Here is a 21,047-nt window from a genome sequence, read left to right on the forward strand (position 1 = left end):
TCATATCTAGTGTTTTCATTTGTATAAAAATGTTTACTTAGCGCAACTTTTAATTAAAAAAATAACGTGGAATTTTACCACATTTTACTTTAATCATATATATGTCATAACTTTAAAAAAGTTTACCTTAGGAAACATTTTAATCCTCAGGAAAAAACATGTCAATTAAAAATTGCTTTCACGAGCTAAAAAATCCCCTTATCGATTTTTTGTAACGGGTTCCGCTTTAAGGTGCCTATCATATAAATGACAATGAAAATGGCTTGCAAACTGACATCAGTTTTGCAAGCCATTTCTAATTTTTTGCTAAGCTTTCTCCCAATTGGTTTTCTTTCCACATAATTGTAATACCGAAGCCAATGACCATAATAACAGCAGCGAAAAGATAAGGATAGTCGATGTTTACGTCAAATAAAATTCCACCCATCGCTGGGCCACCGATATTACCTAGGCTCGTATAGGTTGAGTTCATACCAGCAACAAATCCTTGCTCTTTCTCGGCAGCTTTTGATAAAAAAGTCGTCAATGCCGGGCGAAGCAAGTCAAATGCGAGGAAGATGAAGCAAGTTACTGCCAGCACAGCCAAAAAGCTAGAGATTACAGTAGACGCCACTGCCAATATTGCACCTATAATTAAACATAATTGGATCAGTTTCTTCTCACCAAGTATATCTACCATTTTTCCAAACATAAATACTTGGATTACAACTCCGAAGATTGAGCTGATTGTAATAATAGCGGCAATCTCCTTCGGCGTGAAGCCAAATTTATGATCAGAAAATAGGCTGAAAACAGTTTCATATGCTGATAAACCGAAAGCAAGTACAAATACAATGATAAAGGCAGTAAAGTAACGTGGATTAAATGATCTTTTGAAATCGCCTATAAAGTTTGTTTGCTTTGTATTAGCAGAAGTTTCTGCAAGCTGTTCCTTTGTTAGCGGCTCTTTTAAAATAAATATTGATGAAATGCATGCTAAAAAGGCAATGCCTGCTGCAAAGAAGAAAGGCATACGTATACCGTATTCTGCAATAAAGCCACCCATGGCAGGTCCGATAATATAGCCAGTACTAATGGCGGCAGAAATATAGCCTATCGCTTTTGACCGTTCCTGAACAAATGTAATATCTGCAACATATGCAGTAACACCTGGCATAATAAAGGCGGCACTAATTCCCCCTAGAATCCTTGATAGATAAAGCACTGATACATTCGTACCTAAACCAAAGATAAGTTCTGAAACACCAAAAAGAAACAAGCCGATTATGATGATTTTCTTTCTGCCATAATGATCAACCCAACGTCCTGCGAGCGGTGATATAAGTAATTGTGCCACAGCATGTACGGCGACAAGATAGCCCATCGTTTTTCCCGATAAATGCATGATATTCATAAAAGACGGCATAACGGGGACGATAAGACCTATACCTAGATATGCAATGAATAGATTACTTAAAAGAATAATTAATACCAACTTTTGTTCTTTAATTGTTTTCTTCATCTATAATCACCTCTTTCTGTATAATCATTGATGTGAAATACCTCTCTTCAATACTTGCTTTAGAAGGTTTTGTTCAATAAATAATTAAGGAGCTCATGATTATCCGACTGCATAATCATGAGCTCCTTGTATCACTACAGAACAAATAAATGCTTAGAAACTGCACAAAATAAAATTCTATCTGCTTTGATTCTTTATAATGAATATGATTCTCCGTCTTCAGGTACTAAAACATTCGAGGAGATTCCTTTTTCATTTATAAAGCTTTTTAATTCTTCTTTTGATAATGTCCAATGATTGACAGCTTCCATATGGACAGAAATGATTTTTGCATGTGGAGCAGCTTTATAAACTTCATAAATGTCATCTTTCCCCATAATTAGAGAACCACCTTCAGAAAGTTGAACATCCCCGCCGTTGACAACAATGATTTCTGGTTTGTGTGTTTCAATTACTTCCTGAACAGCTTCATACCAAACAGTATCTCCAGCTACATATAAAGTCTTCTCATTTGAGTGTTTGAAGACAACGCCGCACACTAGTCCAGTAGCCTTTAGGATTTCTCCTCTTCCATGCTCGCCTTTTGTTTTAATTAATTGGATTCCTTCAAATACTGTATTCTCTTGTAAAACCTCTACATTTTGGAAGCCTGCATTTCGAAGTTCAGTCGCATCTTCTTCATTTTGGGAAAATATTTTAATCTCTTTGGGCAGCGATTCTTTCGCAGCATCATCCCAATGGTCATAATGTAGATGAGTGACAATAACAGCATCAACATTATGAATGATATCGTCAATGGATATTGGTAAACTAACTAAAGGATTATTTGAGTTGTTTTGTCTTAATGAAGGGAAAGGCGGGTAAGTCCCTTTTTCTGATAACATTGGATCGATCAAAAACTTCTTTCCCGCATATTCAACGACAATTGTTGCATTACGAATTTGATGGATATTCATATATATTAACCCCTTTAGCTTTTGAATTTTCATTAGAACAATGTATAGTCTACACTATGGACATATGACAGATACATAGATTAAGTAAAGTCTTTTGGCGGTTTGACTTTATTTATGAAAGGAGTTAAATAAATGATAGATAACACAGATATGCATATTTTGAAGGAACTAACTAAGAACAGTCGGATTACAATGAAAGAATTGGGAGAAAAAGTCCATTTGACTGGACCGGCTACTTCAGCTAGGGTGGCGAAATTACAGGACAATGGGATTATTGAGGGGTACACCATTAAAGTGAATCAAGTAAAAATGGGGTATCTTGTTCACGCAATTATACATATTTATACGAAAAGCACGAATCATCAACCTTATCTGTCGTTTATAAAAGAACAAGATCAATTCGTCATAAACAACTACAAAGTCAGTGGAGAAAGTTGTTATCTTCTCGAATGTAAATTCCCAGACAATGGAATATTAGATGAATTCTTGACAGGTTTGAGCAATTTGGTGAACTACAAATTATCCATTGTTATTAACAAATAGTGCATCAATAAACATGCGAGGTTGTGAAGGGATACTCTTAAACAAATGGAGGCATTAATCCAAGATGGATCCATGCCCCCATTAGCTTAAGTTTGTAACTCCCGAAGTCGGTGGGGAAAAGTTAGAAATCAATAAAAGAAATCACTCAGTATAGTGAACTGAGCCAATTCTTTTAGATCCTTTTATTTAGATTGCTTCCTAAAAATCATGCCAAAGGTTAAGATTTCATAGCTATTTTTAAGAATAAATCCATAATTTTGTTTGTGGTCGATTATGATATCATCTTCTAGATGGTTCATCACCAATGGGTCAAGTAAGATTGTAATTCCATCAACTTGAAAAATCTCCTCATCCTTTACCTGCTCAACCTGAGCAAGTTCGTACACATACGTGGCACCTCAACCAGTTGTTCTGATTTCATTCAGCTTAATGGTCGGCGCTTCACCCAGTACATTTTTCAGCTGCTGCTTTGCATCTATCGTAAGAGTAACCTTCATTATTATCACCTCTATTTACTAATACCTTACACTTATCAAGTTAAACAAGAAATAGGATCCAGTCAAGCTGCCGGTTAGTCTACACAATCGTTCCGTCATACTATTCCTAACATAATATTTAGTTTCTTTTATTGGAGATGCGGGTATTAAAAAAAGAACGTAAACGCAAAAAAAGGGTCCAAGCCATTCACTTGGTATACCCTCTTTTGCTCTATGGGTGTTGCATGTTACTCATTGTTAATAATCACTTTTATCGCACGTTCCTTCGATGCATTAGCAAATACCTCATAAGCTTCTAAAATATCATTTAGCTTAAAGCGGTGCGTAATTAGCTTTTTAGGTTCTAATTGGTTGGCGGCAACTGATTTAAGAAGCATTGGAGTTGAATTTGTACTTACTAGTCCTGTCGTTAGAGTAATATTTTGAATCCATAGTTTTTCTAAATGAAGCTCCACGCTTTTCCCGTGAACCCCAACGTTTGCAATATTTCCTCCAGGCTTGACGACTTCCTGGCAGATATCAAACGTAGCTGGAATACCAACTGCTTCTATGACGACGTCTACACCTTTTCCTTCTGTAAGTTCCATTATTCTTTGAACAGCATTTCCATCCGCACTATTGACTATTTCGGTAGCTCCGAATTTTCTAGCTATATCAAGACGATTACTGTCGAGATCCACCATAATAATCCTAGATGGAGAATAAAATTGAGAAGTTAACAAGGCGGATAAGCCTACTGGACCTGCTCCAATAATCGCAATGGTATCACCAGGTTTCACTCTTCCATTAAGGACGCCAATTTCAAATCCTGTAGGGAGGATATCACTTAACATAACCATCGCTTCCTCATCAGCTCCGGAAGGAATTGGATACATACTTGTATCCGCATAAGGAATTCTCACATATTCAGCCTGTGTTCCATCAATCGTATGGCCAAGAATCCAGCCGCCATCTTCACAGTGAGCGTATAAGCCTTTTTTACAATTTTGACATTTTCCACAAGAGGTTATACATGAAATCAATACCTTGTCGCCTGGTTTGAAATTTTGCACCCCTGGTCCTATTTCCTCAATGATTCCAATACCTTCATGTCCTAATATCCTGCCATCTGCAACGGTAGGTACGTCCCCTTTCAAAATATGTAGATCCGTGCCACAGATAGTAGTCTTTAATACCTTAACAATTGCATCATTTGGTTTTTGGACAGTTGGCTTAGGAGCATCTGCCCATTCCTTGTTTCCTGGTCCGCGATAAATTAGAGCTTTCATAGTCATAAGATTTGTTTCAACTTTTTCTTCAACTACCTTGTAACTCATCATTACCCCTCCGCTTGTTTAATAGACTTCCCCTAAAAAGTCCATTAAATTAATTTTCCCGACATCCCCACATCGGTAATACGGTAAAAATGTAAACCCTTCCAAAAACCTCCTCAGCAAAACGTAATATAACCCGTAAGTAAATTATACCTAATAAAGCGGCAGTATAATCTGATAATTTTGACAATTATGTTACAATAATTTTCCTGGTCTTTCTTTATCTTTTGCACTGTTAAAACTGAATGTTGATTTCACTGTGTTTAGAAAATAAGCGGAGAATTTCCGTTTAAATTGGAAAATATCCATTTTCACCTTAAAAATAAGCGGATTTTTAAAACATCTAGGAATCTACATTGCTTCCCTATCATTTGGACAGAAGTATTCCTCCGATTTTAATCTCTTCCAGTAAGGAGAAGTCTTATAACTACTAGTTATGACATTCAAAATCTGTGAAAATAGGAAAAATCCCTGCCTTTCCTTTAGGCATGGATTTTCAACTTGTTAAATGAGTTTATCGTTTATTTCAAATCATTAAATATCTTCGATAATAACACTCTATTGGGATCCTGGCTAAGCTCCCACATCATCGCACCACCGAGGCTATTCGCCTTGATGAAGGAGGTTTTATATCCGATTGATTCTGTGTCATCATAGCTGATAAATTGCGAGCCATTGAACAGCCATGGGACTTTGGAATCTGGTTCCCAATATCGAGTGAATCCATTTTTGTTTACATAGTTCGCTTCTAAATTCGCATAACTCAAGGCTGATCCGCTACCCGTAAAGGATTGGTATAGCCCGTTATTATGATTCGTCACCTGGTTATAGGCTCTGCCGTAGAAGGGAATCCCCATAATGAGTTTATTCGCGGGCACTCCTTGATTGAGAAATAGGCGACTGGTATCCTGTACACTCCACTCCCAGGAGAAGCCTGATTCGGGATCACGGTATAAAGGAGCATTCATCCCTGTTATGCCGTCCCAGGAACCGTGAATATCATACGTCATCAGCTGAATGTAATCCACATACTGGTGAATCAAGTTCAGTTCTGTATTGGCAGCATAGGAGCTGCCTGCTCCAGCGGCAATGGTTAACAAATACGTTTTCCCATCCTTTGCACTTTGAGCATCCAATGTTTCTCTTATTTTTTTCAAAAGAAGCGTAAAATTCTGCTTATCCTCAGGTCGATTAATATTGTCTGCCTCTCCCCCGCCTACTGGATATTCCCAATCCAAATCCACGCCGTCAAATCCATATTTTAATAGGAATTGCAGGGCGCTTTCAGCAAAGATTGTTCTTGACTGCTCTGTCAGAGCTACATCCGAGAACCTTTCCGACCATGTCCAGCCGCCAACAGAAATTAATGTCTTTAAATGGGGATATTGCTGTTTCAGCTTGGTTAGTTGATAAAAATTTCCCTTGTAAGGCTGATCAGCCGTATCACCTGAAAATGGTTTTTCCACATCGGCCCAGGAGTCCCCTAAGGCAATTTTTCCATCTGAAGAAATGTTGGCAAATGCATAGTTAAGATGGGTAAGGGCACTTGCATCAATATCAGCAACTTGGAAATTTGAATATGTCGACCAGCCAGTGAAATATCCGACTTTTTTATAGGCAGCTGGCTCAGGAGTAACTGTATTTTTCACCAAAACAGTTTTGGAAACCTGCGCCGTTTGATTGGCCGTATCGTAGACAATCACCTTTAACGTTTGACTGCCATCCGGCACCCATGGATCGGTAGCCCAATTCATACTATATGGCGCTGACGTTCGCGCTCCAATTAAATATCCGCCATTATTGCTGTAAAACTCGACCTTGCTGATTCCTTTATCATCACTTGCACTGACAGACAAAGTAACCGTTCCACCTATTGTCTGACCATCACTTGCAATCGGAGAAACCTGAATGCTGCCAACCTGCGGGGGCTGGTCGACGGCCGGTGCGGATGTGGAAACAGTGATCGTATTACTAGCTGGAGAAATATTTCCACTTGCATCGCGTGCTTTTACAAAGAAACTATAAGAAGTAGATGGACTTAGATTCCCCGCGGAATAAGAGTTTGTAGTCGTATTTCCGATATAGGTATTATTCCGGTAAACATCGTACTCTTTCACGCCAACATTATCCGTAGAACTCGTCCAAGTTAATGAAACCGTGGAAGCCGTTATGGCTGCTGCCTTCAAATTCGTTGGTGCAGTAGGCGACGTTCGATCTCTTTTAGCTGCTTCTGTAACAGTGAAATTACTTGTAAGGCTGATAAACACTAACAAGAAAACGATAAAGATTTTATAGCCGTTTTGTAATCGTGGTTTCATGGCAATTCCTGCCTCTCCTATTAAAATAGCAAATTATCTATTCTTCATTTTAATAGGAGGACACGGGAATCGTGTACTGGAAAATAGTAGTAAATTTCAGCCTAGTCCCAATTCACTGATTAAAGAGTCTGTCAACTAGTAATGATTGTCTTTAGGTTGAATTTATTTTTCATCTAAACACCCATTAAATCCCCAGTTCGTCACAAATTTGAACCTGCTCCAAATATTCAATTTTTGCCTTTTCGCTAGATTTTCCTCCTTCCTGAAGTGTTCCAGGTATCTATAGGGTGGATTTATGATATAAGCCACTCGTGCGTATCCCTCTTTTAGCAGCGTTCCTTGGACCGATACCCCATTTACATAAACATAGGCTAACAGTCGACCGTAGGTATCTCTTGTGTTTCCCTGTTCAAACTCCAAAGTTATCTTTCCGCTTTTAACCAGCTCGCTATTTCGTAAGAACGCGTCCTTTGCATAGAGCTGAACACATGATTTTGGATTTTTTGACTCCGGTGTATCAATCAATAAATAGCGCACCGTTTCCTTTTTTCCGTTCAAATGGACTTTAATCGTATCTCCGTCAATGATATTGATTAAAGTAATGGGTACGTTACTTACTTGTTCTTCAGTTACCTGAACGGTGTTCTCTTGTGCTGTATCTTCTATTAGTGATGTTAATGGATAGATTGATATAAAGGCAGCTGCTGCGACTATAGCGATCGATCCTGTTTGTTTTCTCATGAATATTTCCCCCTCCCCATTCCATTTACTAACTGGCAATCTTTTTTATATCTTCCATTGGTTATATATGGGTTTAGGAAGGAATGGGACAGGGTGGTTATTAATATTATTGAATAAATAAATGGGACGCGCCCTCTGCCTTTTTATAGAAAGGTAGGTCGCGTCCCATTTTCAGAGTTAAAATAGTTCTAGAAAATCCATTTCGATTTAAAGATTTTCTACATCAAAAGTATTTCCACCTTCAATCGTGCCAGTCTCAAATCCTTTTGTAAACCAGCGTTTCCGCTGCTTAGAAGTCCCATGGGTAAAGCTATCCGGAACGACATAGCCCTGAGCCTTCCTCTGAATGGTATCATCTCCAACCGCATGTGCAGCATTCATAGCCTCATCAAGGTCGCCTTTTTCGAGGTAGCCCTTCCCTTGTGCATGATTCGCCCACACACCTGCCAAGTAGTCTGCCTGTAATTCAAACCGAACTGAAAACTCATTAGAACGCCTTTCTTGCGGCGATACTTGTCCTCCAGTATTCAACAGTGTTTGAACATGGTGTCCAACTTCATGGGCGATCACATACGCCATCGCAAAATCGCCAGGTGCCTGGAAACGTTGTTTCAGATCCTCATAAAAACCTAAATCAATATAAAGCTTATGGTCACCGGGGCAATAAAACGGTCCAACAGCGGAGCTAGCTTCTCCACACGCGGACTGGACTCCACCGCTAAACAATACAAGCTTCGGTTCTTCGTAATCCAGTCCCTTTTTCTCAAATTCAGCAGACCAGACATCCTCTGTATCTGCAAGGACAACGGAAACAAAATCCGCAAGTTCCTCCTCTTGCTGCGTTACATTCATTGGCGGGGGTGGATTGGCGCCATTATTGGCTGGCGTGTTCCCGATTAGATCCCCTGGGTTTCCTCCAAGCAGGGCAAAAAGTAAAATGACAATCACACTGCCAATTCCGCCACCAATGACGGTTTTGCCGCCCATTCCCATTCCTCTTCGATCTTCAACATTTGCACTCTGCCGTCTTCCTTTCCACTTCATGCTTTTACCTCCCCGAAATATAAAGAGTTCCATTATGTTATACCCAAATAGAACATGATCTATTTCACGTGACCGTGGGGACGGTTCTTTTGGTCCAATTTTAGAATGGGCATTGTGTAGAGGCCAGGCTGAATGGAAGGGTAAGAAGTACTTCATACCAGTTAATAAAGTTGTCAAATCAACATTTTAAGTCTGATAATTTTTCTCCCGTAATCATTTCGTATAGGACTGCCGAATTTTCTTTATCTAATTGAGCATATTTACTTTCAGCATCTATAACAAGTTCTACTTTTTCCTTATTTGGGCTTATCCAAAGCTTATATAACACTGCTTTCGCTTCAATGTTAGGATCTTTGTATTGAAATCCAAACCTGTAATCAGGAGGACGTACCATAGACACTTTTGGATTTTCCCAATCAATATCAGATAAAATCTCTTTCACTTTTTTAACTTGCTCATAATTAATAATTTCTTTAAAGTCCTCATATTGATTTTCATTCCCCATATACTTTTGGACTTCTATCCTTTGTTCCTCATCTTCCTTTTTAACATGAAGGGTCTGATTCTTTTCCTTCGCTTCTGTTACCCATTTATCAAGTGATAAATAAATAATACCGGCTACGAAACATCCTATACCCAGAACCGTAAATAGAACCTGACCAAGATGTTCATCAAGCAAAAATCCGGCAAAAATGGGTCCGAATGCACTGCCAACGATCCACTGAAGACTTGCTGCCCCCATATAAGTACCACGTAAATGTTCAGGTGCAATATTGGCTACAAATGTCATTTGTACCGGGGATAAGAGCATTTCCCCTAATGTGTATATTCCATAGATTATGATAAGGACTAAAAGGATACTCCAGTAGGAAAAATGGAGCTTTGTAAAAAATATTGGCAGCCACCCTACTGCAAGCAGCCCAAAACCAAATAAAACCGAACCATATAGCATGACCTTTCCTAGTTTGCGCTTACTTGCCCATCTCGATATCGCAAATTGGAAGAAAACGACCAGTGCTCCGTTAAATGCCATTAAATAGGGATATGGATTTTGGGCATCGGAAAGTGCCGGCAATTGTTGATCAAAATGCAAAGGAAGCATCCCTTCTGTTTGTGAAAATCCCATTGAAATCACAATTCCCGTAATAATATAGAATAATAAAATTTTATCTTTGACGAGCACCGTAAAAATAGAGGGCAGTTTCTCTACTTCATCCATTTCCTTCGTATCTTTCTTTCGTTCACTTTTCGGTAATGTTTCTGAAAGTAAGAGCGCTAAAAAAAGGGAATAAACAAAAACGGATGAAGCAGCAATGATAAAGATGACTGTTTTTGATAAAAACACAATGGAAGCACCAAGCAAAGGACCGATGGCTGCTCCAATATTGTGGCCCATTCTCAGCAAACCATATGCTTCCGTTCTTCCCTCTTCATCTGTCACATCAGCGACCATGGCTGATGCCGCAGGATGAAAAAGTGAATTAAACAAGCCGAAAAAACTCGATATCAATAAGAAAGGATAGAAACCATCGAAAAAAATAAACCCCAGCATAACCAATCCATTTCCAACCATTGAAACAATCATAATAGGTTTCCTGCCATATTGATCCGCAAGCTTTCCTCCGATTAAAGAACCAAGCACTCCGGCAATTGGCCCCATCGCCATCACCACACCAACTTGCCAAAAATGATCCACCTTATCACTCATATATAAGGCGAAAAAAGGCATTAACATCATCATCGCAATACCATTAATCGATTCACCGATGAAACGAATCCAAATATTACGATCCATGTTTCGATAAGCCTGTAAAGTCATTTTCAATTCTTTTTCCTCATTTCTATCTGACATCCATTTTGGCAGTCTTAAATTTTCAAAACATTAGAAAAGCACAATCGCACTAGTCTCTTTTAAGAAATAATCGGCGAATGCACGCCATTTTAGCATGTATGTAAAGAAATTCCTATAAAAAATTAATAATTTTTAAGTTCCTTGACCAAGTAATTCCACATCTAAAGCGTGCTTCCTAATCATGAAGTGAGTAAAACTACTGCAACTGGGCAGTATATGTTTAGGTAAATTTACATTCATATTTAGCATATTGGCTATTATTCAATGAGGAAGTGAATAGATGAATAACGGTAACGAAAGAAATAACTTTGGTGAAAATGTAGAAGAGATTGACAACAACCAAGCTGATCGTACTGCTAATGTAGGTACCAGTGACTTTGGTGAAACAACAGGAACTTTAACTGATGCCGTTTCGGGTGCTATGATAGGTGCTCCATTTGGACTTGTTGGTACTGTTATAGGCGGTGTTGCAGGCGGTGTTATTGGTAATCTGATGGTGGAGTCAACTGAAACTGGTAACAATATAGATTCAAATAATCGTGATGTAAAAAGTAATACTAGCTCTAAAAATATGTAGATATGTTTCATTTTGTATAATTGGACTGCTATTACAGCAGTCCTTTTATTCATTTCAATCCAAATTTACTCCCTACCCAATTTATTCTGTCCATTTTTTTATTAACTTTTGATATTTATTATGTCCATCTGTTAAACCAACAAGTTCAAACGCATTGTTCTTATAAAAGTTATTTAGCTTTTTATTTCCAGCCACACAATCTAATTTTAGATACTCTGTTCCACCTACGTTGTTCTGGACCCAATCCAGGATACTTTTCCCCATCCCTCTTTTCATATATGAAGAGGTAACAGCAAGTCTATGTAAATATACCGATTTAGAGGCGGGATCGTCACCCCAAATATTCCTATCCCATTCACTTTGTTTAGATAAAAGCGTAAATGTTGCCACGATTTCGTTATCTTTCATAACAATATACGTTTTTTCATTAAATATGTCCTGTTTAATCTCTTCATCTTGGTTACCTTCTAATAGAAACCTCCACTGGTTTATCTCATTATCCTTGATCCACTGTGCTGTCTGTTTTAACAGTTTAATAATTTTGCTGCCCTCTTCATTCGCAGCCAATCTAATAGTAAAACCCTCACCATAATTCAAGTTCATTTTTTCCTCCTCATTGATTTTAGCTTGAATTGGTAAATAAATCTGTACCTCTTCAACACCATTACCGATAGGATGATAGGTCTCGATAATATAAGAATCGGGATCTCTTTGATAACCTGGTTCTCTGCCCAATTCAATAAATTTAAATGAAGTTCTCCCACATTTGATATATCCCCTCTAGTAGTTACGTAACTTTTATTTGTCTCAATATAATCCATTCCTGATGGTACTTCATTTATTTTCTCATTCACAATCAACCCTGCATAAAAATGACCTATCAAATGTTCCTCATCCTTTTTAGGTTCAAATAATGCAATTTCGGTCTCGGTTGAATTTACGATTTCCTTTCTTCGACTTATAAGTTGCTTTGAAAGCAGGGGTACTATATGACCAAAGTTAACAAACTCCCCACTACCTTTTAAGCCAACAAGCTTAAATTCTTTTTTCACCATTATACATGACATATTAACCTCTCCAATTCAAAAAAATAATCTATCATATTCTATTTTTTATTTATTCAATAAAAAAACCTTACTTCCTGCATTGGAGTAAGGTTTTCTGTGGCTATGGTTGACCAGGATGACCATGGTCAGATTCACAATACTGTCACAACATCTAACAAATCACCCTGTCCTTTTGCACCCTATTTCCATATATAGAGGGTAGAAAAGGTGGTGCATTTTTTTGAATTTGAAATCTGGCAGAATTGAAGGGTTTGAAGAGTATTCCCAGTTTAAAAGTGTGAAAGAGTTTAACACACATGTGGAGATGTGGTTAGCGGTGAAGAAGCATGAGTTCTCGAAGGGTGAGCTTGTCGGATTAAAACGTCTGCTTCGTTTTTCTGCAAAAGTTCCTGGGGTTTGTAATGCAAAGATTGGGACTCTGTTAAAAGCAATTAATGAAGAATATCAAGGGAACGGAATCTCCCGCTCTACTTTTAAACGGATGATCATCAAAGCGAAGGATTTAGGAATCCTCACGATCTATGAAACAGAACGAAAAAATGGTTCACAGTCTTCAAACCTTTATAGCTTTAATCGTTTCCCACAATGTGAACCACCCAAGGCGAAAAAATTGGACCAGCCTATAGAAACTAATAATCTTTTAAAAACTAATAAACAAAAGAATAATAAACGTAACGAAGCGCCGATTGAACTCGATCACACTTTTGTTAGTGATAAAGTTCCTCAAGCTTTTGTTCAATCTGTAAAATACTTCTTTTCTGATTCGAAAACGATTGAAGAATACTGGCATATGGTCCAAATCGCTACTTTTCGATTTGAATATGATCAAAATACAGATACATTCTTAGTATCGCGATTCAGTCCTTTAAGCAGCTGATCTGTAAACTGAAATCTACCAAGCAGGTAGTAAAACCGATTGCCTTCTTTTATGGTATTTTAACCAACAAAATAAAAGAATTCTATCTCTAACAATTGTTTGAAAATCAATGTGCGAGTATGCCGTTTCGTTATTTGCCCAGTACAGGAGAAGTCATGTACTTGATTGGCTATACAGTGAATCATGAGTATCCCTAGCATAAAGCTAGGGGTTTGAAAGAATAATCTTAAAAAGCACTATTGCAACCAAAAGTCCTGATAATACAACAAGCCGAAGCTATCAGCTTCCGTGATTATTTTTCATGATGATTACTTTCTGTGGACCTTAAAGGAATTGTTTTCATTCGAGTCCTTCAAAGGCATTCCTTAAACGTTTTCTTACACATTAAAGACGCCATATACATCTGCCTGAATATGAACTTTTAAACAGTTAATTTTGTTGTAAGCTATAGTCTTCGATATCAGTAAAAATATGGTTTGATTTTCTTCCACGAATTTTGAAATGGAATCATGATTCAAGAAACTAGACTTATTGGAGTAGCTTTCATCCTTATTAATAACTTGAACAGCTTTTCGCTCGGCTTGTATCGAATCATTAAAAAAAAAGAGAGTTGGTTATGTGAATAGACCCAATACTTATATTCAAAAGAGGGTAATTATGATTAATTTTAGACAATACCATACTCTCGTACCTTTTACTCCGCTTTTAGGATCATCATTGTCCCTATTGTACGTCTCAAGGATTTTCAATCTCTTAGAATAAACAAAGGTGAGACATGCTTTCCTTATTCTTGATTATACTAGTGCTCCAATTACTAAAAGTGAACAAACTCCTCAGTTGTCCACTCATCTTGGAGTGTCTCTGCCAGTAAGTTAATTTATTATTAAAAACGATGCAAAAATTATTTTCATTCATTTATTTTTTCTTTTTTTAATTTTTTATAAGGCGTTTTTGAACTGGAGAAATGAAAGGATAATTCTTCGGTAAAACCAGCAGGCTGGCAAGTGAACCAAGGGCTAATATGGCAAAGGCAATCCCCCAGCCGAGTGTTTCATCCGGGATAATACTTAAAGTGAAACCAAAGACACTAGGAGAAATAATTGTGATACTGTAACCAAGTACCTGCTGGAGCCCTAATGCTAAACCTAAGGTGTTTTCATCGCTTAATTCACTAATGGCCACTGAATAGATTGGAGAATCTCCGACAACCGTAATCCCATAAATAATCCCAATGACTATCACAAGAAAGAAGGGGATGGATGAAATCCATCCAAAAATAAGTGAGCAAAATAAACCAATTAACAGCAGTGGTTTAAGCGCTTTTACTCTGCCGATTTTGTCAGAAAGCTCCCCTCCATACCATGTGCCTAGTGCACCAATCACAATAAATATACCTGCCCAGAGGTTCCCAATTTGTTGGGCCTCATCAAATGAAAATCCATGTTTGATTGATGTATAGACCATAAATGGTCCTACCCATCCCCAAAAAGCATACAGTTCCCACATATGACCCGCATAAGCCAAATTCATAGCAACTAGCTTTTTATTGGCAAAAAGTGACTTAAAAAGCTTATATGACATGATAGGAGGTGTAGACGGCATTTTTGGATTCACTTTATAAAGTACCATTATGATAGCTGCCAAATAGGCTGCGGTTGACGTAGCGATAACAACCTCTCTCCAGCCATACATAGAAATGATTGGTGCGGCGAATAATAATGAACTTCCTGAGCCAACTACTAAAGCACCCACATAAATACCAAATGTTTTTCCTCGCGTTTCGGGTGCATAAAGACCAGATAAAAATTTTAAACCAGGCACATAGATGCCTCCTAAACCAATTCCAGCAATGATTCGAAAGATTAACCCACTCCAAAATCCCTTGGCAATTAGTCCGAATAAGAGGCCACTCGTTCCAGCTATGAGTGCAGAGAAAATAAAAATATACCGTGGATTTATGCGATCTGACAGATAACCAAATAAAAACACAGAGATAACATAGCCAAATTGGAAAGAAGACAGAATCACACCTGACTGACCTGATGTAAGTCCCCATTCTTCTTTTACCAATGGAAGGATAGCTGAATAATTAAACCAGATTAACATCGTCAAAAATTGGGCAAAAGAAACTAGGAGCAATGGGAACAAAGAAACCTTTTTCATATTTCCCCCTTTACACCAAAAAAGTTTGATAAAACATCACCCTTAAGATGAATGACTCAATCATTCTTTTATTTTATAATTACTAGGTAAGAAGAAAGCAAGATAATTTTGTCATTATCTTGCTTTTGTTTATTAAATATTTACTTTTTCTTTCGTTTCTGAATTTAGTACAATTAAACCGTCTACCGCACGTTGTCCTTTTCCTTTTGGCAAAACAAGTAATGGATTGATCTCTACCTCACGAAGATACGCTTGATGATCAGCAGCAAAATGCGAAAGTCTTACAAGAGCATCCACTAGAGCTTCTTGATCAGCTTCAGGTTTTCCTCTATAGCCTGATAGCAATTTAGAAAGTTTCGTTTCGGCAATCATTTCCCTTGCGTCTTGATGACTGATAGGTGCAAGCCTTAAACTAACATCTTGAAGTAACTCTACCAACACCCCTCCTGATCCAACCATTACGACTGGTCCAAACATCGGGTCTACTTTCGCCCCTGCGATTACCTCGACACCATCCTGCACCATTTCTTCTACAACCACGCCATTGATAATGGCGTCAGGATGTTTGAAAGAAACGGAAACCATAATATCATGATAAGCCTTTTCAACTTCCTTGCTGCTTTTTAAGTTTAATTTCACACCGCCCGCATCCGATTTATGTGGAATATCAGGCGATTCGATTTTTAATACAACAGGATAGCCAATTTTATCGGCAGTTTGTGCTGCTTCAACCGCTGAATTGACTAATGTTTTTTGAGGAAACTTCAATCCATACTCCGATAACAGCATTTGACTTTCCCGTTCGGTTAAAACACCTGTTTTATTCACAAGTATGTCGTTCTTCTTAATCAATGGTTTCGATTGTGCCTTTTCTTCATCTCTATCAATGTATTGGCTGTATTGAATGACATTTCTAATGGCTTTAAATGTAGGAATCGCACCTGTTAAAAGTGGAATTCCCTTTTCTCGTAGCATTGCCCCTACTTTTTTATCCGCTCCACCTGAATTAGGAGTAAATAATAGAATTGGTTTTTTATTTTTACTATAGCAATCTTGAATACTTTCAACTATTACTTGCGTCGTTTTATTATTTTTTAAAGCGCTTTCGGTAATTTCCATTTGTGAGACCGCAATCAGATCTACCTGATCATCCTCTGCAATGGCATTTAAGCATGCACTATATAAACGTTTATCCAATGCTGCATTTCCTGTTGTATCCAACGGATTACCTAAAGCACCAAACTCAGGAAGAACGTCTTTTAATTTCACCTGTGTAGTTTCATGAAAATCAGTAAAACGAATGCCCAGTTCCTCACCTAGATCAGCGTACATTCCTGCTTCACCGCCAGATGTCGTGGTAATCGCTACCCCATTTCCATTTGGACGAGCTCCGTTGGAAAATAAAAGGACGGTTTCAATTAATTCATCTACATCACTTACTCGAATAATGCCTTTTTGTTTAAACATCGTTTCAATTACTTTATCACTGCCTGTCATACTGCCAGTATGTGCAACAGCTGCTTGAGCAGCTTTCTCTGATTTTCCAACCTTTACGAGTATAATAGGCTTCTTGTTTTTAAAAGCAATTTCTGCTGCTCTCTTAAATCTATCAGGGTCTTTAATTCCTTCAATAAAGGCCATGATAACATCGGTTGAAGGATCGTTTGCCAAATATTCAATATAGTGGCTGCTATTGACGACCATTTCATTTCCACTAGAGATGAGTGTACTGATGCCTGCACCGCGTGTCCCTAATTCGCCTGCAATAGCATGCATAAGACCACCGCTTTGAAAGACGCCGCCGATATTCCCTTTCTTTAAGCCTTCTGGGAAGAAAAATCCATAAGCTGAAAAATGATTGGCTGAGCTGATGAGACCAAGACAGTTTGGACCAGCAACCGCTAAATTGTTGTAAGTGGCAAACTGAATTAACTCCTCCGATTTTTCCTTTCCTGCTCCCTCTCCTTCACCAAAGCCGCTCGAAATGACAACCGCCCCTTTTGCACCTTTTGCTGAGGCTTCTTTGAGAGTAGATAATACATGATCACTGGGAATACTAATATAGACTGAATCAATAGTTTCCGGCAATGAACCAATACTTGGATAACATGTTTGCCCGTGAACCTCTGTATATTTCGCGTTAACAAAATAAATCTTTCCTGTATAACCAATCTCCTTTAAATTCTCATACGCTAGTGTAGCTCTATTTTTATTAGGAGATATTCCAACTATTGCGATTGATTTTGGCTTAAACAGCATATCTAAATTAAATTCCTTCATAGCTATCCTCCTACCGCCTTTTATCCAATCTCTTAAAATCCTCCATTTGCTTTTTCTAAAAATTTCTTTAGACCGTCCCTGCGAATGGATTCTCCTACTTCAGCTACCCCCTCAGGCTTATTTAAGAAGAACATGGCGATAGCAGCTTCTAAGTTATAATCCAATGATTCTTTAATATTCATCATTTCATAGATTTTATTAATCGTCACTTTTGTAATTTTTAATGCGGATGGTGGGATTTTTGCCATTCTTTCACCTAAATTGACGGCCTCATCCATCAAACGTTCTTGCGGAACGACACGATTAAATATACCGATGCGATGGCCTTCTTGAGCGTCCACCGAATCTCCAGTAAACAAAAGCTCCTTAGCTTTTCTCATCCCAACTATCCATGGCATCATTAGCGTTGGAGGTGCGGCACCAAAGCGAATTTCAGGTTCACCGATTATGGCAGTATCTGCCGCAACGGCCACGTCACATGCAAAAACCCAATCTGCTGCACCGCCTAGAGCATAACCATCTACTGCTGCAATAACAGGTTTTTTCAAATCCCAGATTTTAAGCGAAACTTTTAAAAGTGTTTCTAAATGCTCTCTCCAAACCTCTGCTGGTTCTTCCCCAATTGGATTGGGCATAGAATATACTTCCTTTAAATCTACCCCTGAGGAGAAATTGCCATTTGCACCTGTTAGGACAACCGCTTTTACTTCCTTATTATTTTCTAATTCATCTAATGCATTCCAAACATCTTTGGTTAACTGCTCAGTGATGGCATTTATTTGCTTAGGACGATTTAAACTGATGATCCCAACATTTCCTTTTACTTCACATAAAACTGTTTCATAAGTTTTTTTCACCTTTACTTCTGTCATTTTCACACACACCTTTATTTTTTATTGTGTTTCTATTATTTATTAATGCAAAAATCATGCCAACTTGATAAACTCCGAATCTATCACATCTTGCAAGAAACCTAATTCATTTATTAAATCAGCAATTCACTTTTTGATTCATTTTTTAATTCATTTTATAAAAATAAGTCAATAGCTATTTTTTTGATCGGGATTCCATAAGGACACGGAATAGGCGGGCTATTTTCATATGCCTTTACTCCTAATTCATGAGCCTTACTTTGATAATCATCTTGATTGAGAGGATGAAGCTGAAGTTGGGCTAGTTTAACAAAAAATAAGGGTGCAGCGACTTCATTTCTATTATCATGATAATAAATACTGCTCCCCGAAACGCATGACAAACAATCTGTGCATTTACTAACAGTTAAATAGTTTTCGTTGATAGCTGAAGGAGTTGTTCCGGTTAATGGTTGATGGAAAAGTTTCTTTTCTTTGATGGTCTCGGTGACAAATGACCTGTCTACCATTAAATCTTGAAGGATTGGCATCTTTTCTAATGGACCGATGGTCATTCCGGTCTTCACTTTTGTCATGCAAGCCATGCGTGCTGTTCCATTGACAGAGATTCCGCACAAACCGCAATGCTTGTAACGGCACCCATAGCGGATTGCTAATGTTGGGTCAACATCTTGCTTTATTTGCTGTAAAGCTTCCAGTATAGTAGAGCGGCCGCTATCGATATCCACACAAAACGTTTCGTCCCAGGTCTTATTTTCCGCGTTTCGCTTAATGGTTAAGGTTATGGTTTCCATCACATGTTCTCCCTTTTTGAAGTGATGAATTCGCCCTGTTTTAATTGAATGACGATATTTTTGACAGTTTGATTGACCTCTTTACTTGGAAAATCTTCACGATAATGACTCCCTCTGGATTCATTCCTGGCCAGTGCACTTAATAGAATACTTCTGGCAGTTATCAACATAAATCTCAATTCAATTGCTTCTACTATTAACTGGAAATACCTAGGTTCCCAACTGATTTGCAGATTGTTGGCTTTCTCTTCAATCTCGTTGATTAAGTTTAAACCAATTTCTAGACCATTCTTATCCCTAATGATACCTGCATACGTCCATATGACTTTCCCAAGATCTTGTTTTAATTTTAAGGGTGAAAACACCCTCTTTTGTTTTGTAACAAAGGTTTTAAAGTTTTCTTTTTCTTCTTCTAACCAACCTCTAGAAGGCTTTGAATATCGCTCCTGGCTCTTGGCTAATTCCTTTCCAACTAACCTTCCAAAAACCAATCCATCAAAAAGGGACATGGAACCCATTCTCCCTCCGCCATGAACACCTCCTGCTGTCTCGCCTGCTGCAATTAGTCCTGACACATTGGTATTGCCCTTATCATCAATTAATATGCCTCCCATTATATAATGTTGGGTGGGCAGAACTTCAAAAGGCTCCTGCCACTGATATGCCTTTGTTCCATAAGCTATCTTTAGAGGTTCAAGGGAACCAATGGCTTTCCAATTCCTCCATGATTCAAGACCCCCTTCATGTTTTAAGTTTTCAGTCGGATCAAGCCATATCCCTCCATGAGGAGAAGCGTTTCCTCTCTTAATCTCTAAAGCAATTATTTTACTCACTTCTTCACGGGTTTTTTTAGGCAAATCGCTGCAAATGACTTTTCCATGTCCATTTTTTAAAACTCCGTATGGACCTGCAGCAGAGGTATCGCCTAACTCCAATCCCATCATTCCATTCGGATATACAACCCCAAAAGGCATAAATTGAATTTGCTCCATATCAATTAACTCGGCGCCGGCGATTAAACCTAAAGCATAGCCGTCCCCTGTTGCACTTCTCATATTATCCGTATGGGGACTGTAAAGCATTCCACCTCCACCACATGCCAAAATGACCTTTGGTGATAGAAGGACCAACCAATCTCCCTCTTTCCAGTCATAGAGAAGAATTCCGACTGCCCTTCTTTGTTGTACAAGTACTTTACACACAATTATTTCTTCCAATATATCAATTTGCAATTTCAATAATTGATTGCGCAGTATATTGGATAAGTGAATTCCTCTTTGAACAGATATTAATGTTCTTGCTTCAGAATGTCCTGCAGGAGTAATCTTTTTTAGCTGACCCTGTTGGATATCAAAAAGATGCCCCCATGATTGCACTAAAGAATGAACATCAGCACTATCATTAATCAATGTTTTTACTAATTCATGTTGATTTAATTCATGCCCTGACTTTAATATATCAGTAATTAAATCTTCTTTTTTCGATCCTAGTGTACTGATTATTCCCCCTGAAATTCGCGTGTTTCCCCAGCCCAATGCTTCTTTTGAAACAAGACATACGTTTGCACCAGAATGTGAGGCAGCTAAACAAGCCATCATACCGGCCACCCCACTCCCAACACAAATCACATCATAGTTTATTATTTTCATAGA

The 21,047-nt window shown here is 38.1% G+C and carries 18 protein-coding genes; 3 read left to right on the forward strand and 15 right to left on the reverse strand.

Annotated features, from left to right (window positions below; all coding sequences use genetic code 11):
• Nucleotides 1–295 precede the first annotated feature (295 nt).
• Nucleotides 296–1,501 (reverse strand): MFS transporter, encoded by a 1,206-nt coding sequence (locus tag MLOOGBEN_RS22010; protein ID WP_179160418.1) that lies wholly within the window; start codon nucleotides 1,499–1,501, stop codon nucleotides 296–298.
• A 194-nt stretch (nucleotides 1,502–1,695) separates the two neighbouring features.
• Nucleotides 1,696–2,457 (reverse strand): MBL fold metallo-hydrolase, encoded by a 762-nt coding sequence (locus tag MLOOGBEN_RS22015; RefSeq protein WP_179160419.1) that lies wholly within the window; start codon nucleotides 2,455–2,457, stop codon nucleotides 1,696–1,698.
• A 132-nt stretch (nucleotides 2,458–2,589) separates the two neighbouring features.
• Between MLOOGBEN_RS22015 and MLOOGBEN_RS22020 the strand changes: the two genes are divergently transcribed.
• A complete protein-coding gene (locus MLOOGBEN_RS22020) occupies nucleotides 2,590–3,000 on the forward strand; it encodes an Lrp/AsnC family transcriptional regulator (protein ID WP_179160420.1) in 411 nt (136 codons plus the stop codon).
• Between the two features lie 182 nt (nucleotides 3,001–3,182).
• On the opposite strand, the gene MLOOGBEN_RS22025 is transcribed toward MLOOGBEN_RS22020, so the two are convergent.
• The 6 genes from MLOOGBEN_RS22025 to MLOOGBEN_RS22050 all read right to left on the reverse strand — a co-directional run bounded on the left by MLOOGBEN_RS22025 (nucleotide 3,183) and on the right by MLOOGBEN_RS22050 (nucleotide 10,738).
• Nucleotides 3,183–3,386: a hypothetical protein gene (locus MLOOGBEN_RS22025; protein WP_179160421.1), complete on the reverse strand. Its 204-nt coding sequence runs from the start codon at nucleotides 3,384–3,386 to the stop codon at nucleotides 3,183–3,185.
• Between the two features lie 338 nt (nucleotides 3,387–3,724).
• Nucleotides 3,725–4,765, reverse strand: coding sequence for a zinc-dependent alcohol dehydrogenase family protein (locus MLOOGBEN_RS22030; RefSeq protein WP_179160474.1), 1,041 nt, complete (start codon nucleotides 4,763–4,765; stop codon nucleotides 3,725–3,727).
• A gap of 566 nt (nucleotides 4,766–5,331) precedes the next feature.
• Complete coding sequence (locus MLOOGBEN_RS22035) at nucleotides 5,332–7,128, reverse strand: glycosyl hydrolase family 18 protein (RefSeq protein ID WP_179160422.1); 1,797 nt, start codon at nucleotides 7,126–7,128, stop codon at nucleotides 5,332–5,334.
• A 162-nt stretch (nucleotides 7,129–7,290) separates the two neighbouring features.
• Nucleotides 7,291–7,869 carry a thermonuclease family protein gene (locus MLOOGBEN_RS22040; protein WP_179160423.1) on the reverse strand — a complete coding sequence of 193 codons (579 nt, stop codon included), beginning with the start codon at nucleotides 7,867–7,869 and terminating at the stop codon, nucleotides 7,291–7,293.
• Between the two features lie 207 nt (nucleotides 7,870–8,076).
• On the reverse strand, nucleotides 8,077–8,913 hold the full coding sequence (ypfJ, locus tag MLOOGBEN_RS22045) for a KPN_02809 family neutral zinc metallopeptidase (RefSeq protein WP_179160424.1): 837 nt from the start codon (nucleotides 8,911–8,913) through the stop codon (nucleotides 8,077–8,079).
• Nucleotides 8,914–9,091: 178 nt separating this feature from the next.
• Nucleotides 9,092–10,738, reverse strand: a complete 1,647-nt coding sequence (locus tag MLOOGBEN_RS22050) for an MDR family MFS transporter (protein ID WP_179160425.1) — start codon at nucleotides 10,736–10,738, stop codon at nucleotides 9,092–9,094.
• A 307-nt stretch (nucleotides 10,739–11,045) separates the two neighbouring features.
• Between MLOOGBEN_RS22050 and MLOOGBEN_RS22055 the strand changes: the two genes are divergently transcribed.
• Nucleotides 11,046–11,342, forward strand: a complete 297-nt coding sequence (locus MLOOGBEN_RS22055) for a hypothetical protein (RefSeq protein WP_179160426.1) — start codon at nucleotides 11,046–11,048, stop codon at nucleotides 11,340–11,342.
• A gap of 81 nt (nucleotides 11,343–11,423) precedes the next feature.
• Here MLOOGBEN_RS22055 and MLOOGBEN_RS22060 read toward each other — a convergent pair whose 3' ends face one another.
• Nucleotides 11,424–11,945, reverse strand: coding sequence for a GNAT family N-acetyltransferase (locus MLOOGBEN_RS22060; protein WP_179160427.1), 522 nt, complete (start codon nucleotides 11,943–11,945; stop codon nucleotides 11,424–11,426).
• A complete protein-coding gene (locus MLOOGBEN_RS22065) occupies nucleotides 11,942–12,394 on the reverse strand; it encodes an AraC family transcriptional regulator (RefSeq protein ID WP_218781287.1) in 453 nt (150 codons plus the stop codon). The genes MLOOGBEN_RS22060 and MLOOGBEN_RS22065 overlap by 4 nt, the downstream gene beginning before the upstream one ends.
• A gap of 235 nt (nucleotides 12,395–12,629) precedes the next feature.
• Here MLOOGBEN_RS22065 and MLOOGBEN_RS22070 point away from each other — a divergent pair, with 235 nt between their 5' ends.
• Complete coding sequence (locus MLOOGBEN_RS22070; protein ID WP_179160429.1) at nucleotides 12,630–13,286, forward strand: GNAT family protein; 657 nt, start codon at nucleotides 12,630–12,632, stop codon at nucleotides 13,284–13,286.
• Nucleotides 13,287–14,216: 930 nt separating this feature from the next.
• Here MLOOGBEN_RS22070 and MLOOGBEN_RS22075 read toward each other — a convergent pair.
• The 5 genes from MLOOGBEN_RS22075 to MLOOGBEN_RS22095 all read right to left on the reverse strand — a co-directional run bounded on the left by MLOOGBEN_RS22075 (nucleotide 14,217) and on the right by MLOOGBEN_RS22095 (nucleotide 21,044).
• A complete protein-coding gene (locus tag MLOOGBEN_RS22075) occupies nucleotides 14,217–15,449 on the reverse strand; it encodes an MFS transporter (protein ID WP_179160430.1) in 1,233 nt (410 codons plus the stop codon).
• A gap of 132 nt (nucleotides 15,450–15,581) precedes the next feature.
• Nucleotides 15,582–17,729, reverse strand: a complete 2,148-nt coding sequence (locus MLOOGBEN_RS22080) for an acetate--CoA ligase family protein (protein ID WP_179160431.1) — start codon at nucleotides 17,727–17,729, stop codon at nucleotides 15,582–15,584.
• A 32-nt stretch (nucleotides 17,730–17,761) separates the two neighbouring features.
• Nucleotides 17,762–18,601: an enoyl-CoA hydratase/isomerase family protein gene (locus MLOOGBEN_RS22085; RefSeq protein ID WP_179160432.1), complete on the reverse strand. Its 840-nt coding sequence runs from the start codon at nucleotides 18,599–18,601 to the stop codon at nucleotides 17,762–17,764.
• Nucleotides 18,602–18,756: 155 nt separating this feature from the next.
• The gene (locus tag MLOOGBEN_RS22090) at nucleotides 18,757–19,395 is read right to left on the reverse strand and encodes a 2Fe-2S iron-sulfur cluster-binding protein (RefSeq protein WP_179160433.1); all 639 of its coding nucleotides are present in this window, start codon (nucleotides 19,393–19,395) and stop codon (nucleotides 18,757–18,759) included.
• The gene (locus MLOOGBEN_RS22095; protein ID WP_179160434.1) at nucleotides 19,395–21,044 is read right to left on the reverse strand and encodes an FAD-binding protein; all 1,650 of its coding nucleotides are present in this window, start codon (nucleotides 21,042–21,044) and stop codon (nucleotides 19,395–19,397) included. The genes MLOOGBEN_RS22090 and MLOOGBEN_RS22095 overlap by 1 nt, the downstream gene beginning before the upstream one ends.
• Between the last annotated feature and the right edge of the window lie 3 nt (nucleotides 21,045–21,047).

Source organism: Bacillus sp. EB106-08-02-XG196 (assembly GCF_013396335.1).
Lineage (GTDB): Bacteria > Bacillota > Bacilli > Bacillales > Cytobacillaceae > Neobacillus.